The sequence below is a fragment of the Bacteroidetes bacterium GWF2_43_63 genome (assembly GCA_001769275.1).
In the GTDB taxonomy this organism is placed as follows: Bacteria; Bacteroidota; Bacteroidia; order Bacteroidales; family DTU049; genus GWF2-43-63.
Genome location: MEOQ01000001.1, coordinates 37,959 through 55,976, shown reverse-complemented (window position 1 = coordinate 55,976; position 18,018 = coordinate 37,959). Strand labels below are relative to the sequence as shown.

The following is an 18,018-nucleotide window of genomic DNA, read 5'->3' as shown; positions in this document are numbered from 1 at the left end:
CGAGGGCTTTTTATTTTTCAAAAAGTCGAACCCTATATTATTAATAAAGCTTTGCAAACATATTTGCTTAGTTTGACCTATTGAGAGCAGTGCTGGTACTATAATATCGGGAAAACTTGCATTTTAATAGAATTTCTATTATATTAGATGCTTGTTTTTTATTAAACATTAACAGGTTTATTACAAAATCCAGGCCTATGAGAAAATTATATACTGCACTGGCGTTCCTCTTTCTTGTTTTCAACAGCCACGCTCAATATCAGAGTTCTTTCTGGGGCATGACCTATGCCGGTGGCAATGGAGGAGGTGTTGTTTTCAAAACAAATGGTTACGGTGATTCGCTTCAGGTTGCATACAACTTTATAAACCTGCCTGGAAGAAATCCATTATACAGTCAGCTCTGTGAAGCCACAAACGGGAAGCTCTATGGAATGACTTTCGGCGGTGGCCCAAACGACGCTGGGGTGTTGTACGAATTCGATAATACCACCGGGATATTTACCCCAATGGTGATATTCAACGGCACCACGGATGGTAGAAATCCCTACGGATCACTCACCCTGGCTCCAAACGGAAAATTATACGGTATGACACAGAGTGGTGGAGCAAGCAACGCGGGCGTGCTATTCGAATACGATCCCATAAACAGCGTTTTTGTCAAAAAAATTGACTTGGTTTCGGCAACAACCGGGCGTAATCCATTTGGATCTCTGATGTTGGCTTCGAATGGCTTGCTTTACGGTCTGACCTCAGGTGGTGGTGCAAGCAACTCCGGGGTGTTGTTTGAATTCAATCCGGCTACGGGTATTCTGATAAAAAAATGGGATTTTGACGGTACAGTCACTGGCAAAAATCCTTACGGAACACTGATGCAAGCTTCAAATGGGTTGCTTTATGGAATGACTTTCCGCGGAGGAACATCCAGTCTGGGTGTTCTTTTTGAATATAATATCAGCACCGGAACAGTTCTCAAAAAAATTGATTTCACAGGTGCAGCCAACGGTCGGGGACCATATGGATCGCTCACAGAGTATTCAAATGGAATGTTGTACGGAATGACTGCCCAGGGAGGCACCCTCAACCTCGGAGTGTTGTTTGAATACAATCCGGTCACTTCTGTTTTTACAAAGAAAATTGATTTTGACGGACCATTAAACGGCAGGTCCCCATATGGAACACTGATTAATGCATGTGGGGTTTTAACGGGTATGACTTCGGGTGGAGGAACCAACGACAAAGGTGTAATCTTTGATTTTGACCCCACATCCGGCATCCTGACCCGCAAACAGGATTTCGACGGATTGACAATGGGAAGCGCCCCCTTTGGATCATTAATGACCGCTTCCGATGGGAAACAATACGGCGTAACAAACTCCGGGGGTCCCAACAACAACGGCGTCTTGTTTGAGTATGATTGCACAACAAATTCGTTTGCAAAAAAAATTGATTTTGCAATAACCGTAAACGGCGCGTATCCGTACGGATCGCTTATCTACACCGCTGATAATATGCTTTACGGAAATACGACCTATGGAGGACAAAACGAATTCGGCGTAATTTTCAATATTAATCCAATCGGAAATGTCTTCACAAAAGTGCTCGACTACGACAATGCAACAAACGGAGGTTTTCCGGTCGGCAACATGTCCGAAGCAGCGAATGGGAAACTGTATGGAATGACCTATAGTGGCGGCATCAACGACAAAGGGACCTTGTATGAATTTGATCCCGCGACAGGAATCAACATTGTCAAAAGGCATCTCGACAGCGCCCTGACCGGGAGTTATCCTTACGGCTCACTTATAGAAACCAGCACCGGAGACTTATACGGCATGACATCCTTTGGCGGGATTAATGACCTTGGTATTATCTTTCAATACAATTATAACAGCGACCTCTTTTCTTTAAAACATTCGTTTGACGGCCTGGCAACCGGGGCCAATCCATATGGCGATTTTGTTATGGCCGGCAACGGAAAACTCTATGCCATGACCTACAGCGGAGGATTAAACGACATGGGCGTTCTTTTTGAATACGATATCACATCAAACACCTTCACCAATAAAGTTGATTTTGCAGGAGTCACCAACGGAGCCAATCCCTACGGATCGCTGACGCTGGCATCGAATGGAATGCTTTACGGGCTCACTTCCAATGGCGGTGTGAGCAACATGGGCGTACTCTTTGAATTTGATCCGGTTAATTCCGTTTTTACAAAAAAAATAGATTTTACAGGTATTGCCAACGGAAATGATCCGGAAGGAACATTATTGGAATCCTCGGGAGGCAAACTGTATGGCGTGACAAAAGACGGTGGTGTCAACAACCTTGGTGTTTTATTTGAATTTGATCCGGCCACCGGACTGCTGGTGAAGAAATTTGATTTTGATGCCGATAAGGGTAAAAATCCTTATTATACAAAACTCGTTGAAGTTTGTAATGCTCCGGAGTTTGTACGACCCGTCAGTGACGCATCTGTTTGTCTCGGCGAAAACACTTTTTTCAAATCTTTCGCAACCGGCAACTGGCTCACCTACCAATGGCAGGTCAACCCAGGCGCAGGCTTTGTAAACATCTCGGACAATTCTATGTACTCTGGTTCGCAGACAGATTCTCTACATTTGAATGCGGTCCCGGCGAGTATGAATAATTATTTATACAGGTGCATCATTACATCAACCTGTCCTGAATCAGTCGTAATTTCCAACACTGCAATTCTACATGTAAGACCTCACTATGAGATTACCGAAAACAAGGAGACATGCGACAATGAAAGCTTGTTTTGGAGAGGAGACAACTACACACTTGCCGGAACCTATTATGACAGCCTGATCACCCAGTACGGATGCGATAGCGTTTACGTGCTTAATCTCATTGTTCACCCAACATTTGAATTTGATAATTATGCAGAAATGTGCGACAACGAAAGTTTCTCATGGCGCGGTAAAACCTATTTCGATGCCGGAACATATTACGATAGTTTAAACACGATTTATGGATGCGACAGTGTTTATATTCTGCACCTGATAGAGCACCCGACCTATGTCACTTTGAGCGAAGCCGAAGTGTGCGACAATCAAAGCTATACCTGGCGCGGTAATACATACTTTGACGCCGGAACTTACTACGATAACTTGAACACCGTATATGGATGCGACAGCGTTTTTGTTCTGAATCTGATCGTGCATCCGACCTATGTCACACCGATCGAAGTCGAAATTTGCGATAATGAAAGCTATACCTGGCGCGGCGAAACATACTTTGACGCAGGAACTTACTACGATAGCCTGAATTCAATGTATGGATGCGACAGTGTTTTTATTCTCAATCTGATTGTTCATCCGACCTATGTCACACTGAGCGAAGTCGAAGTGTGCGATAATGAAAGCTACACCTGGCGCGGCAACACATACTTTGCCGCCGGAACTTACTACGATAGTCTGAACACCGTATATGGATGCGACAGCGTTTTTGTTCTGCATTTGATCGTACATCCCACCTTTATCATACCGAGCGAAGCCGAAGTGTGCGACAATCAAAGCTACACCTGGCGCGGTAATACATACTTTGACGCCGGAACTTACTACGACAGTCTGAACACCATATATGGATGCGACAGCATTTTTGTGCTGCATCTGATCGTGCATCCGACCTATGTCACACCGATCGAAGTCGAAATATGCGATAACGAAAGCTATACCTGGCGAGGCGAAACATACTTTGACGCAGGAATATACTACGATAGCCTGAATTCAATGTATGGATGCGACAGTGTTTTTATTCTCAATCTGATTGTGCACCCGACCTATGTCACACTGAGCGAAGTCGAAGTGTGCGATAATGAAAGCTACACCTGGCGAGGCGAAACATACTTTGACGCAGGAATATACTACGATAGCCTGAATTCAATGTATGGATGCGACAGTGTTTTTGTTCTGCATTTGATCGTACATCCGACCTTTGTCATACCTAGTGAAGCCGAAGTGTGCGACAATCAAAGCTACACCTGGCGCGGTAATACATACTTTGACGCAGGAGCTTACTACGACAGTCTGAACACCATATATGGATGCGACAGCGTTTTTGTGCTGCATCTGATCGTGCATCCGACTTTTGAATATTCGCAATCTGCTGAAATATGCGATAATGAAAGCTATTTCTGGCGCGGCAATACATATTATAATGCTGGAACATACCGCGACAGCCTGACGTCAATACATGGCTGTGACAGCGTTTTCATCCTTCACATCATAGTGCATCCGACTTTTGAATTTCCGCAATCTGCTGAAATATGCGATAATGATGTTTACACCTGGCGCGGGAAATCGCTTTACGATACCGGCACATACTATGATAGTCTGCTCACAATCTACGGTTGCGACAGTGTTTATATTCTGAATCTGCTCGTACATCCAAATTACGAAACCATTCACAATGCTGAAATATGCAAACACGAAAGCTACACCTGGCGCGGGAATACGTACGCCAGCGCAGGAACCTACTATGATTATTTAAACACAGCTTTCGGATGCGACAGCACTTTTGTTCTGAATCTCGTAGTACATCCGACCTATGAAATTCCTCAAATTGTCCATATTTGCGACAACGAAACCTACATCTGGCGCGGGAACATTTTATCCAACACCGGCGTATATTATGACAGTCTCACAACAGTTCATGGATGCGACAGCGTCTATATTCTCGCCCTGTTGGTTCACCCAACGTTTGAGTTTGTTCAGCATGCCGAAATTTGTGATAACGAAAACTTCCTTTGGCGCGGAAATTTATATCAAAATACGGGCATTTATTATGACAGTCTGAACGCGGCTTTTGGATGCGACAGCGTTTATGTACTCGACCTGAAAGTCCACCCAACTTATGAATTTGTATTGAATGTCGAGATTTGTGATAACGAAAGCTACTTGTGGAGAGGAAATACATATTTCAACGCCGGAACTTATTACGAAAATCTGAATTCGGTTAATGGCTGCGACAGCATTTATATTCTCAATCTAATTGTACACCCGACCTATGTCACACTGAGCGAAGTCGAAATATGCGACGACGAAACCTACTCGTGGCGAGGATTTACACTTGACACAACTGGAATTTATTATGACAGTCTGACTACACAAAACGGATGCGACAGTGTTTTCATTCTCAATCTGATCGTGCACCCAACCTATGTGATACTGAGCGAAGTCGAAGTGTGTGACAATGAGAATTACTTCTGGCACGGAAACACCTACACCAGTACCGGCACTTACTATGACAGCCTGAGCACCACATATGGCTGCGACAGCATACACGTGCTTCACCTCATTGTAAACCCAACTTTTGAATTCTCGGAAAATGCCGAAATCTGCAGCAACGAAAATTATTTCTGGCGCGGCAATCCTTTCAATATCTCAGGGACCTACTATGACAGCTTGCTTACTGCACACGGATGCGACAGCATCTACATTCTCAATCTGAATGTAAAACAGGCATACGAGTTCACTGAATATGCTGAAATCTGCGATGGTGGAACATATTTCTGGCGCGGAAACAATTATAATACTTCGGGAATATTTTATGATTCGCTGCAGGCACAGACCGGTTGTGACAGCTTGTATGTTCTTGACCTGATTGTTCATCCTGATTTTGTTATCACAGACGACACAGACATTTGTACAGGCGACGTATTTTCATGGCATGGTAACAACTATTCCACCTCCGGAATTTATTATGACAGCTTGCAAACCCAATATGGATGCGACTCTGTGCATGTACTGAATTTAATTGTACAACCATTGCCTGTTGTAGAAATCAATATTACTGACAGTGTTTTTTGCATCTACAATCCTTCAGCTTCTCTCATCGCAAATCCTGCAGGCGGCACCTTCAGCGGCCAGGGCATGAGTGGAAACATATTCGATCCTGCCGCAGCCGGCATCGGCACATGGCCAGTAGAATACACTTATACTGACACCAACGGATGCCAAAACAGTGCATCGGTCAATATTGTGGTTGATGATTGCGCAGGCATTGAATCATTAAACGACGGCAACATCAGTATCTTCCCCAATCCAACCTCCGGCCAGCTCACCATCACCTTCCCCGCCGAAGATGATTATACGCTTTCATTCATCGATGCACTCGGACAAATCATTCAAAAAGAACAAATTTCTGCACAGAAAACAGTTCAGTTTGATCTGAATTCCGTTGCGCCGGGCGTGTATATGCTGAAAATTGAAAACGCTGAAGGTTATGTGTTGAAGCGGGTTGTGGTGGAACGGTAATGAACTCTGAACATCGAACACTGAACATCGAAATTTGAAGTAAAAATAAGCTTCGAGTTTCTGTGTTCATGATTCGGTATTCACTTCCTACTTCATCCTTCCTTGTTCTTTGTTCAGTGTTCGTGATCCGGTATTCACTTCTTACTTCCTTGTTTAGTGTTCTTGATTCGATGTTTACTTCCTCCTTCAGATCAAAAATCACATATCTCAAATCTTATTTCTTAAATCTTAGGTGCCATCCAAGCCCGCCTGTGATGCTGAACCACGAGGTATTGATGTTTCCGTTGGGAGCGCCGCGATAGAATGAATTGGATTCGGACACAGAAATATAAAAGTGAAAAGGATCCGAAAAAAACAAGGAGTATGTGGCCGTGAACATAAGAGACGGTGCGAGTTTCGGTTCCGGAACATAGTTAATGAATATCAGACCCGGACATTGATACACTACCCCCGGCTGCATGGCGATTGAAAAGTCATTCAATTCATTTCCTGCATGCCAGGCCATTCCGAACGAAACGCCCGTATAACTTTTCAGCATACCGTCTTCTATTCGGTCGGCTATCAGCTGTGTGCATGAACCTTTGATGCTGATTTTATCATCTAAAAAATATTCTGCAAAGCCATCCACAAACAATGGGCGACTTTCGTGGGTCAGCATGAAACCTTGTGCCAGTCCGGCGTTGAACCTAAGCAATCCGGCGGAGGAATTCTGTGCTGAGGCATTCTGTAGAATAACAACTGCGAAAGAAATCAATATGGTTAGTATTCGGGTTACCATAAATCTGCAATCTGATAATTGAGTGAAAAATGCAAGAGCACATGATCCTGAAGAGCAATTCCGCCGGGCTTATAAAACTCAACCGGATTATCCAAAACTTCTATATTGGTTCCGAAGTGAATCATATATTGGGTGACAAATGAAATATCGGCTTTAGGCGTCAGGTGCAGGTGCACACCCGCTCCGGCCTGTACAGATGCGCTTTTGCGCGTTACAAAATTATCATCGTTTGTGTTTTCCGAAATCCGGAGCAATTCAAAACAATGTCCGGCCAAAAGATAGGGCTGCAGTTTTGTATTCTTGTTCAGCGGATAATATAACACACTCCAGCCGATATGAACGTCGGTTCTTTTTGCGATATCGCCCAGATCTCCCTGCAGATAATCGATGAACCAATCTGAATTTACTTTTTCTGAAAACCTTAAACGAAATTGTGCGCCGGAACCAAATGCAGCGCGGTTCCAATCGTGTTCATACACCAATCCCCAACTGCTCCGCACTCCAACCGAAATCTGCCCTGCAGACGTCAGGCTATCGCTTTGCGCACTGACGCCTGCGGTGGACAGACAAAACAAAAGTAAAAGAAGATTGGAGGATCTCATGTAATTTAAAACGAATGCGATTGGCGAAATATTGCTACCCGACATTTTATCGTCAGCCAGAAAGGATTATGAATGCGGACTTGCTGACATGGAATTCCGCCAGTGGGCGGACAAGCTGTCGGGTGCCTGCGGCGGTTTACGCCTTCACCTTTATCCTCACCAGCAACGCCGGAATCAGCATGAATGCAGAAACGGCGATCAGTCCCCAGCCAATACTGTAACGATCGGCAACCCATCCAATGGCGGGCGCAATTCCAGCTGCAATAATTGTTTCGGCTAAAGACTGAAACGATAGCGAACTACTCAGCACCGTCGGATCAATTTTATCGGTCAGATAGCTAATTCCAATTGGTTTTCGCAAATTCTCAACTGCATAGATAATCACAAAAAGCGCTGCTGAAGCGATGAACCATTCGTATGAATAGCAGATTCCAGCAATAAGACCAAACAGAAAACCGGAAATCAATGTAATGTTTAGTGGTGCAGCAACATTGTTGAATATTTTCGCAAAACGGCCTGCACTGCGCGATGCAAAGGCAGTGACCAGATGAATAAAAAAGAAAATTAAACCAATCAGAATGGCCGATCGTTGCTTTTCCTGCAACATCAGAAACAAGGGCATCGACACGGCAATGGTTTGCAGAAGCGGTTGAAGATAATCTTTCGTTGCCTTGTAGAAACCACTGTAAAAGCTCAGGTTTCCGACGGCTTTCAACACGGCAGGATTTTTAAAAGTGGTAATAAGATCGCGTATCACCTGACGAAAATTTTCTTTCAGATCATTTCCATTGTGTCGTACAATCGCACCATCCAGTTCTTTTGGATAGGTGGTCATCATGATCAGATTCAGAAAATAGGGAATGGTGCTGAAAATAAAAACACTTTGATAATCGCCCGTGAAAATAACAATCACTGCAGCTATGAGCGATGAAACAGCAGAGCCAATCTGCGACCACGAGCGCGTATGTCCGTAGTAAGCGGTTTTCTGATCTTTCCATCCTTTCAGTCGGAGGTAATCAATGATCATGCTTTTGTGTGTTCCCTGACGGAATGCATCGCCGAAGCCATAGAAAATAAACGACAGCATGAACATCCAGAACGCGTTGGCAAAAAAGAAAATCGAAAAGGAAATGATGTAGGCAATGAAAGCAAAAATCATCACTTTTCGCCGGCCAAGTACATCGGCAATAATACCGGCAGGAATTTCCATTATATACACCATCACTTCGCGAAACGAGATCAGAAGACCGATTTCGAAAAATGTAAGTCCTTTATCAAGAAAAAACAAAAATATAAACGGATCGAAAAACCGCAGATTTTTCAAAAATCCATAGCTGCAGAATTTGAAATATTGGGAGTCTTTTTGAAATTGTGCTGACATGATGATAATGTACCAATTTGAAAATTTGATAATGTGCTAATTTGAAAGTGTGGAACTTCGTTCATGATCCGCCTTTGGAGTTTACTCCGCTGGAGGCGGAGGACTATCGGATGGTGCTGCGCAGCTTTCTTTGATGCCTTCACGTAAAACGTGACAATGTCGGCACATGATGCATTGTGCGTTGTGCATTGTGCCATGGACCGCATGCTGCATGCTTTCACGCCAATTTTATAAACTTTCAACTTTCCACTATTCTTTCTCCTCCACAAAATGAAATTCCTCGGTTCCAACTATGGTCCAAAGCTCGTCGGTGTTGAGTTTCAAAATGTCATGAACAATTTCACTTGTGGGATCAGCATTGGGCTTTCTGACAATTTTTTTTGACCATTCCGTGAGTGAATAAACTCCATATGAATAGGTGCTATCGCTGCCTATAAAAACTTCGTAAGTAAAGTTTTCGCGGTATTCAATTTTATAGTGTGGATATTGCGTATTCCACAACTCAGTCTGATCGACGCCATCCTTGTAATAGCTCTCCAAAACCCAGATGCGGCTCAGGCGACTTTTCACCGACCGCATACTGAAAGAGCCTTCTTCGAAGCGGTTGCAGGAAGGCATTGTAATTATGATTACAAAAAACAACAGCAATAATTTATTTATCCTTTTCATTTTTGTCGCAGGATTTTATATTTTTACGTTTTCAAACAAAAATAATTATTTATCCGATACCTATGAAAAAATTCATTTTGTCGGTGTTTTTGATATTTGGAGTTCTTGTTGTAAATGCGCAGTATGTCGCATTTTCGGCAGGTCCTGTGTTTTCGAAAATCAATTACACAACCTTTGGATATTTTACCGATTCGTACAATCGCTATCATTCCGAAGCGTTAACGCAGGAATTAAAGCCGTTTAATTTCGCAACCGGCAAATACATTGCTCTTTCGTTCGGGAATGGTCCGGTTGGAATGGATATTTCCTACAACAATTTTCGCGAAACCACAAAAGCGTTTTTTAAAACCGGCGAATCACGCATATTTAAACTCAGAACGGGCTATTTCGACATGCTGTTCAACCTGGGTGTTGGAGGCGACGGTTTCGCCGGGATATGGGCCACGGCAGGCTTTACGGTGGGCCGCGTCAATTTAATTTCGTACAGCGAATATGCCGACGGCACTATAAATTACAGTCTGAATCAGATTCTGAACGGACAATTCACCGGAATGTACGTAGCGGGAATTCTTGGACTCAAGGCGCAGATTCCGATTGCTGAAGGGATCGGACTTCAGCTTCGCGCAGAAAAATTGTTTAAACAGCCCAATTATCTGAGCTTTCAATTGCACGACAAAGATAATGGTCGCTCAAATACAGTTCCCGGCACCGATGTTATTCCGACGGATTACAATCACTACAACGAAATCATTGCTTCGCAAAACACGCTGCCAGAGCAGTATTACGTGCTTCCTGATGTTTCCGCACTTCGTTTCAGTATCGGTGTTTCATTCTTAATCGGAAATTAATCATGAAAAAATATTTATACATACACTTTGCTTTGGCGCTTCTGTGGCTGGCTTCATGCTCACCCGACAACAATATGGCTTCGCGCATGGATGGAGTTTGGAATATCACAAAAGCCGAAGTCTCCTATTTTGATTCTGCATCAAATGATTTTGTGCTGGACACAACATATGTCAATCCCGGCACTGTAACGTTGATTGACGAAGGCCTGAACAAAAAGCGCGATCATTACGATTTGTATTGCAATCCCGGAAACATCAATCTGCCAGGCGGAACCGGTTCCGGTGATTATTACTGGAGCGTTGATGTGGGCGGAACCGACAACGATGTAACCCGCATTGAGTTTATGATTGACAATTACCCCTGGTATTATTATTTTTCCTATTCAGTTGAATGGGATGGCCGCAGAAAAATGCTGTGGACAACTTTTGATAATACCGCAGCCGGACTTGATAACGGCAACAACAAAAAAGAAGTGTGGTATCTGGAGAAGCAATGATTGGATTATAGGCTGTCTCAAAATAGCGGTTTGTTACGACATTCCACCGTTCCGGCCGGTTAAAAATCCATCGAAGGGTTTTGAACTCTTCAAGAGATGCTGCTCAGCCGGAACATGGAACCGTCGTAACAATAGCAAAAACAACGGTTCCATGTCCTTCAGCTCCTTCGTCGCATCGGACGGTGGAATGTTGTTTTTGCTCTGAAGAATAAATTTTGAGACAGCCTCTAACAAATCCTTCAAGAAAAAGAACTGAAATTTTTTGTTAATATTTATCGACCAATTTGGCCATTGGTAGTAAATATCATTTTATTTAACGTACAAATTGATTTTGTTATCAGAATTTGTATATTTGTAAAAAAGTGATTATGAAAGGGGGACTTTTATTCACATTGTTTATTTTTTTTGTGACCTCAGGCATTGCACAAGCACAAACTTCGGACAATCCTGTAACAAATAAATATTCATACAGCTTCACCGGAGACGCAACGCAACAGCAGCTTGATAAATTAGAAGCCGGCATGTACAACATCAGCGGCGTTGTTCAGGTAAAAATTGTTTTTAAAAATGATACCAAAGCCGGGCTTCTGACTTTTACTTTCTCCGAGTATAAAAAAGCCGGTGAACAGGATAACGGATTGAATGCGGCCGACGTAAAAAGGTTGATCGCTGATTCCGGTCTTGTACCAAACGAATTCAAAGAATTATAAAATACTTATATCATGAAAATGACATTCATTTTCGGGATGTTTGTGTCCGCAGCTTTAATGTTTTCAGCTGTTGAAACACAGGCGCAGAGCGACGGATGTTCGGCTGCAAGTGCCATTCCCATAACCTTAAATTGTTCAAGTCCGGTTGCGGGTACAACTGCAACAGCAACACAAACCATTGCCGGTTGTGTTGGTACCGCCGACGATGATGTATGGTACTCTTTCACCGCAACCGCAACCAGTCACATTATTACGGTAACCCCTTCTGCAGGAATGGATCCCGTGTTGCAACTCTTTTCTGGTGACTGTGCAACTCTGACATCTATGAACTGTATGGATCAGGGTTTCACGGGCGAAGCTGAAACCATTTATGCAACGGGTCTTACCATTGGAGTTGTTTATAAAATCAGAATTTATCATTACTTCACAGGTTTTGGTTCCGGCACATTCACGGTGTGTATAACTACTGCACCTCCGGCGCCGACCAACGATAATTGCAGCAATGCAACCCTACTTAACGTGAACGCAACCTGTGTTGCAACTGCCGGAACGACGGTCTCTGCAACCCTGTCACAGACGGGTTGTGCGGGAACTGCAGATGATGATGTCTGGTATCGCTTTGTTGCAACAAATGCAGTTCAAACTATTCAGGTTACTCCGACCGGAACAGCAGATCTTGTATTGGAATTGTTTTCAGGAACATGTGCTACTCTCACCAGTTTATATTGTGTTGATCAGGGTTTCAGCGGTGATGCCGAAAACATCAGTGCCGTTGGATTGATTCCCGGTACAACTTATTACATCCGCACTTACGATTATTACACCGGCAACGGAGGTAGTATTTTTAATATCTGCATCATCGGTACACCAACGCCGACACCCACCAACGATGAGCCCTGCGATGCTATTCAACTTCCACCGGTGACATCTTCATGCGCTTATCTTTCGTTTACCACAACGAATGCAACAACAACCTTATCAGCGCCAACTCCGGCTTCCTGTGCGGGCGGCAGCAGCCCCATGCAAGGGGGATTCAGCAACACTCCTCAGCCAAAAGATGTCTGGTTTGCAATCACAGTGCCTTCTTCCGGGGTAATAAGCATCATGGCGAAACCAGGTTATGGATTCAGCGATGCAGTTATGGCGCTGTACTCCGGCTCCTGCAGCTCGCTCACACAGATTGCTTGTTCCGACGACAATAATTATCCTCTGACTGCAAACGATCTGAGGCCATTTATTTTGGCATCAGGACTTGCGCCCGGATCAACCGTTTTTCTGCGTTACTGGGCTTATAGCGGCAATACAACGGGTGATTTTGGATTCTGTATTACAACGCCAACCAACGATGCCTGTTCAACCGCGCTCTACATCTGCGACTTGAATGGGTACAAAGGAACGACCGGCGAAGCTTATACACCCGACAGACCAGGAAACATGCGGGGAAATGCTGAAACAAATAATCCGCCATTATACACTTACACAGCCGGAACCTGTCAGGGAGGCATTTTTGGTGCAGGTGGTGTTTGGGGTAGCGGAGCAACTAATTGTGACGTGCAAATCAACAACAATTCCTGGCTCCGTTTTACCGCTTCAAATGATTCGGCCGTGCTGAATGTTGATGTGTATGATTGTTATGCCGGTGCAGGTATTCAGATGCAGGTGTTCTCTGCAGGCAGCCCCTGTGCTTCTTTTACGCCTGTTTCAAATTTTGAGGAAAGCGGAATTCATTTTGAAATTACTGCACGCGGACTCACCATCGGCAGCGATTATTACCTGATGATTGACGGGTTTGCAGGCGATATCTGCAACTATACCATCAGCGCTGAATCGGGTGTTCAGTTCCCAAATATAACTGCAGCACAGGATCCTATTTGCGCAGGTAGTACAACAACTCTTTTCGGACCACCCGGCGCTACGGCCTATCATTGGTATCCGGGCGGACAGACCACGCAGAATATTTCTGTAAATCCGGCTACTACCATGACCTACAGTCTTGAAGTTACCGGTGTTTGCGGATACCGCCAATATCTGAACTACACGCTTGATGTGAATCAGGCTCCAACAGCAGCGGCCTCATCAAACTCACCCCGATGCGTCGGGACAACAGTCAACCTGACTGGCAGCGGAGGAACTTCGTATCTCTGGTCCGGGCCTAACGGGTTCACCTCTTCTTCAGCCTCGCCTTCCATCAGCAATGCAACTGCAACCAATGCTGGCCCTTATAATCTTACGGTGACAAACGCAGCCGGCTGTAGTTCGACCACCAGCACTACCGTTGCAATAAATTCAAACCCCACTGCAAATGCGGGAAGTCCGCAAACCATTCCTTTTGGAACCAACACAACCCTGACGGGAAGTGCTTCAGGTGGTAGTGGCAGTTTTATGTATTCGTGGTCTCCTTCTGGATCGCTGGTAAATCCAAATGTTTTGAGTCCTCAGACAACCAATCTGACAACAACGACTGTTTTCACGCTTACAGTAACTGATCAGGTTACAGGTTGCATGTCAACATCGCAGGTAACTGTCAATGTCAGTGGCGGTGCGCTTTCGGTGATTGCACAAACTGATGCTCCAGGCGTTTGTTCCGGAAATGGAGTAACGCTCACAGCGCTGGCTTCGGGTGGATCCGGTTCTTATAACTATTCATGGTCATCAAATCCAACAGGTTTTTCATCAACCGACGATAATCCGTATCTCGTTCCTTCTGGCAGCACAATTTATTCCGTCACGGTTTCAGACGGATTTAATTCTGCGACATCCGCAATCAATGTAAATGTGTATCCACAGGCAACAGCAACAGCATCGAACACCGGCTCCTATTGTGCCGGCCAGAACATTCAACTGAATGCAACCGGTGGCACAACTTATTCATGGTCGGGACCCAACGGATTCAGCAGTTCACTGGCTAATCCAACGATTTCTTCATCAACCACTCTTCACGCAGGAACATATTCGGTAATAGTTACCACTGCCAATGGATGCACAGACAGTGAAACCACCAACGTGGTTGTAAATAGCATTCCAGTTGCATCTGCAATAAACGATGGACCACATTGTGCAGGTGAGACCGTGAACCTGACAGCAACTGGTGGAATTTCGTATGCATGGAGCGGTCCCGCAGGATTCAACTCTTCAGCCGCAAATCCAGCTATTACAGCCGCAACTCCGGCTATTTCGGGAACCTATGCCGTTGTTGTTTCAGGAACGGGAGGATGCACGTCAACGGCTTCGTCTGTGGTAACTGTAAATTCTCTTCCCACAGTCAGCTGTTCGAACGGAGGCCCGTATTGCACTGGCGAGAGTATAATGCTTTCAGCACTTGGCGCATCAGATTATTACTGGGCCGGACCTGCAGGTTTTAGTAGCAGTTCACAGACTCCTGAAATCACAACTGCACAACTTACTCATGCAGGTACCTACACCGTGGTTGGAACTGACTTGAATGGTTGTTTAAATTCTTCCAATACAACAGTGGTTGTAAATCAAAGTCCTGATATTAATATCAATGGTGATACGGAAATTTGCGAAAACGAAACCACCGTACTATCCGCTTCCGGCGCCACCACTTATGCCTGGAACACCGGAGCTGCAACTTCTTCTATTACTATTGGCGGAATAACAAGTGCCACTTATCTTGTTACCGGTACCAACGGCGGGTGCTCAGATATTGACAGCATTTCCGTAATCGTTAATCCAAATCCAACTGCCAATGCTGGCATCGACACGACCATTGAAGAAGGTGCAACTGTTCAGTTGAACGGAAGCGGTGGTGGAACATATTCGTGGTTGCCTTCTGATAATTTGTCGGATCCAGCTATTGCCAATCCAATTTGCAGTGCAGACGATACAACAATCTATATACTCCTTGTAACCAACCAATATGGTTGCACTTCTACCGATACCGTTATCGTTATGGTGGACGGAGATTGTGGCAGCATCTACGTTCCAAATGCATTCAGTCCGAACAACGATCAGAAAAACGATGTGTTTGGCGTAATGAATCGCTGTCTTGAAACATTGAATCTGAAAGTGTATAATCAGTGGGGAAATCTGGTATATGAAACCTCCGATCCAAACGGAAGATGGGATGGCAACTTTGACGGAACCATGTCGGAAAGCGGCATCTACAGCTATTGGTTCGATGGAACTTTGCGAGATGGTACAGCAGTGAACGGACAAGGAAATTTTGTTTTAATCAGATAAACAAAGCAACATGAAAACAATAAAAACAATTTTATTCACACTGTTGCTTATGTCATTTTTCGTCATCAGCAACAAGACTCATGCGCAGGATCCGCACTTCAGTTTTAGCAATGCCTTCATAGAATATCAGTCGCCGGGGCTCATCGGAACACAGGATAATCAGATGAGTTTTCAGATGGCTTATCGCAACCAGTGGCGCAATGTGGGCACAGCATTTCAAACCTACGGAATATCCGGAAACTCGCGCGTTTCGAAATCAACAAACACAACATTATCCATTGGCGGATTTGTTTTCAATCAGTCGGCATTCAGCTACAGCAGCCTGCTTGCGCATTTAGGAGCTTCAGCCAATGTCAAATTATCCGAAGGAAAAATAATGACCGTCGGCATTGGAAGCGGAACACGCTACGAGTCGCTCGATCCCGATGATCTGATGTGGACCGATCAGTTCAATGGATACGAATACGATCCGGGCATTCTGCACGGAGAATATTTCGAACAGCAACAAAAAGCAAGTTTTGATTTATCGGCCGGAACATCATATAAATTTATGTCCGAAGCACCCAATATTGATCATTTCGCAAAAAGCAGCGGAACCATTTCAGCCGGATTCTGGCATCTGAACCAGGGAAAACGTCTTACACTGAGCGAAGAACAGACCGACATTAAAATGGTGTTTATGACCGACTTGCTTTTTTCTTTGGGAAAAGATAAAAAAACAGCTTTCAATCCATGGGTACTTGGCATGTTGCAAGGCGCGGCCTATGAGCTGACAGCCGGAGGTGATTTCAAATTCTATCTCAAACAAAGCGAAAAATATTCGGTATCACGTGCCATATTTAGCTTCGGAGGCGCCTATCGTCTTAATGATGCAGCGATGGCGCGCATCATGTTCGATTATGCAAATTATGGAATCGGAGTTGCGTACGAAATAAACACCTCCTCGCTGAAAGAGGCCAGCAATGGTTTTGGGTGCTTCGAAGTGTTTATAAAATACAGCCCGCTGTCAAAAAGTTTTTCGCTGTATTAAATGAGATCACGGTTGTATCAGTATAGCTGAAACGCAGACAGCGACATGGAACTCAATGTTTTCTTTTGTTGATTTTCACTGTACATCTTAGGCTGGGCGTAGTCTAAAATAGATAATCTGTTGGGTTGAGTCTGGAGACTCAACCCGGCAAATATATTTAGAAAGACTACGCCCAACCTATGAAGAATAGCTACAGTAGCGAAACTGCTAATGACACACTCGTATAAACCTCTAAAAATCAAACAGAAGGGCAAAACCGATATTCCATCGTTCGGAGAGAAACGTAGAATATGGAATCGTCGGTTTTGCTGCAAACATAACGATTCCATATCCTCCGCCTCCTTCGTCGCCATCGGACGATGGAATATTATGTTTGCCAAATTGTCTTTTTTCATTCAGATTATAAAACGCGTTTTGCTGGTGCTTGTCGCGTAATTGTCAGGATGACTGCACGCGGGACCCCCTGCTGTCATCCTGAGTGTTTTTCCCGAGTGAAACGAAGAAAAAATATTACTTGCTTATCATTCTCTCAGAACATTGTTAATCATTAATGTTGCGTACATAAAAAAATCCTTTATCGGAATCGTAGTAATAATTTTTCAAACACTCGTCATATTTCATGTAGCCATTTCTGACTGTATCAGTATGACCCAAAGGACAAAACCGTATCACAACAATTGTATCAGTTAATTTCGTGTAAGAGTTTTTCTCCAATCGTTTGCAAAAATCCTCTCTGCTCTTTGGCAAAATTTTAAATACAAATTCATCGCTGATTTCATGAATCACATTTCTGTGCATTGAGTACAAGCACAATGAATTCTCCGGTATTTCGACTTTAGACAAAATGGAAGCTTGCTCAATATCACTTTTATTACTCCAACATGATGAAAGCAATAATGGCAAAACTATCAGCCATGCTTTCACAATTGACAATATTCTATCAGTGGTTTTCATGGGGTAAAGCTATGAAAAATACTTCAAAAAAAACAACCCTCGCATGATTCGGAACCATGCGAGGG

12 protein-coding genes are annotated in these 18,018 nt (G+C 44.1%); 6 read left to right on the top strand and 6 right to left on the bottom strand.

The window, feature by feature from the left end:
- Window positions 1-197: 197 nt before the first annotated feature.
- Window positions 198-6,281 (top strand): hypothetical protein, encoded by a 6,084-nt coding sequence (locus tag A2W93_03735; GenBank protein OFY56546.1) that lies wholly within the window; start codon window positions 198-200, stop codon window positions 6,279-6,281.
- Between the two features lie 214 nt (window positions 6,282-6,495).
- Here the strand turns inward: A2W93_03735 and A2W93_03730 are convergent, their stop codons facing one another.
- The 4 genes from A2W93_03730 to A2W93_03715 form a co-directional block, all read right to left on the bottom strand.
- Complete coding sequence (locus tag A2W93_03730; GenBank protein ID OFY56545.1) at window positions 6,496-7,059, bottom strand: hypothetical protein; 564 nt, start codon at window positions 7,057-7,059, stop codon at window positions 6,496-6,498.
- Window positions 7,053-7,661: a hypothetical protein gene (locus A2W93_03725; protein ID OFY56544.1), complete on the bottom strand. Its 609-nt coding sequence runs from the start codon at window positions 7,659-7,661 to the stop codon at window positions 7,053-7,055. Before A2W93_03725 ends, A2W93_03730 begins: the two co-directional genes overlap by 7 nt.
- 136 nt (window positions 7,662-7,797) lie before the next feature.
- Window positions 7,798-9,042, bottom strand: coding sequence for an MFS transporter (locus A2W93_03720; protein ID OFY56543.1), 1,245 nt, complete (start codon window positions 9,040-9,042; stop codon window positions 7,798-7,800).
- Window positions 9,043-9,291: 249 nt separating this feature from the next.
- Window positions 9,292-9,711: a hypothetical protein gene (locus A2W93_03715; protein ID OFY56542.1), complete on the bottom strand. Its 420-nt coding sequence runs from the start codon at window positions 9,709-9,711 to the stop codon at window positions 9,292-9,294.
- Between the two features lie 2 nt (window positions 9,712-9,713).
- Here A2W93_03715 and A2W93_03710 point away from each other — a divergent pair, with 2 nt between their 5' ends.
- The 5 genes from A2W93_03710 (at window position 9,714) to A2W93_03690 (ending at window position 16,999) form a co-directional block, all read left to right on the top strand.
- Entirely contained in the window at window positions 9,714-10,559 is an 846-nt protein-coding gene (locus tag A2W93_03710; GenBank protein OFY56541.1) for a hypothetical protein, read from the top strand.
- 2 nt (window positions 10,560-10,561) lie between these two features.
- Window positions 10,562-11,056, top strand: a complete 495-nt coding sequence (locus tag A2W93_03705) for a hypothetical protein (protein OFY56540.1) — start codon at window positions 10,562-10,564, stop codon at window positions 11,054-11,056.
- A 368-nt stretch (window positions 11,057-11,424) separates the two neighbouring features.
- Window positions 11,425-11,766, top strand: a complete 342-nt coding sequence (locus A2W93_03700) for a hypothetical protein (GenBank protein ID OFY56539.1) — start codon at window positions 11,425-11,427, stop codon at window positions 11,764-11,766.
- A gap of 57 nt (window positions 11,767-11,823) precedes the next feature.
- Window positions 11,824-15,969, top strand: coding sequence for a hypothetical protein (locus A2W93_03695; GenBank protein ID OFY56538.1), 4,146 nt, complete (start codon window positions 11,824-11,826; stop codon window positions 15,967-15,969).
- A gap of 10 nt (window positions 15,970-15,979) precedes the next feature.
- Entirely contained in the window at window positions 15,980-16,999 is a 1,020-nt protein-coding gene (locus A2W93_03690) for a hypothetical protein (protein OFY56537.1), read from the top strand.
- Between the two features lie 17 nt (window positions 17,000-17,016).
- Here the strand turns inward: A2W93_03690 and A2W93_03685 are convergent, their stop codons facing one another.
- Both A2W93_03685 and A2W93_03680 read right to left on the bottom strand, forming a co-directional pair.
- Window positions 17,017-17,394, bottom strand: a complete 378-nt coding sequence (locus A2W93_03685) for a hypothetical protein (GenBank protein ID OFY56536.1) — start codon at window positions 17,392-17,394, stop codon at window positions 17,017-17,019.
- A gap of 145 nt (window positions 17,395-17,539) precedes the next feature.
- Complete coding sequence (locus A2W93_03680; GenBank protein ID OFY56535.1) at window positions 17,540-17,953, bottom strand: hypothetical protein; 414 nt, start codon at window positions 17,951-17,953, stop codon at window positions 17,540-17,542.
- Between the last annotated feature and the right edge of the window lie 65 nt (window positions 17,954-18,018).